This window comes from Mycobacterium sp. NGS49 (genome assembly GCF_059812565.1).
The window spans coordinates 1-529 of sequence record NZ_JCALCX010000113.1; the positions used below are offsets into that span (position 1 = coordinate 1).

General features: G+C 70.5%; 1 protein-coding gene. It reads right to left on the minus strand.

Annotation, left to right across the window (positions count from 1 at the left end):
* The coding region (locus tag AC5Y7D_RS30925) for a PPE family protein (protein ID WP_499930001.1) at positions 1-529 on the minus strand (529 nt) is incomplete at both ends.

The following is a 529-nucleotide window of genomic DNA, read 5'->3' on the forward strand; positions in this document are numbered from 1 at the left end:
CCGGCAGTCCCTGCAACGCACCCTGCCACGACGACAAGGCCGACGCCGCCGCCGACGCCCCACCGTGATACCCCACCAACGCCGCTACATCCGCGGCCCACATCTGCTCATACACACCCTCGGCAGCAGCAATCGCCGGCGCGTTCTGACCGAACACATTCGACAACACCAACTGCACAAACGCATTCCGGTTGGCCGCCACCGCCACCGGAGGAACCGTCGCCGCCCGCGCCGCCTCGAACGCACCCACCACCACAGTGGCCTGCCCCGCGGCACCCGCAGCGCGCGCCGCCGCCGCACTCAACCACCCCGCATACCGAACCGCCGCCGCCGCCATCGCCGCCGCCGCCGGACCCTGCCACGCCCAACCCGCCAGATCCGCGGTCACCGACGCAAACGAATCCGCCGCAGCACCCAACTCATCAGCCAGCCCCGACCACGCCGCAGCCGCCGCCACCATCGGCCCCGACCCCGCACCCGAAAACATCCGCAACGAATTGACCTCGGGCGGCAGCACCGAAAAACTCAT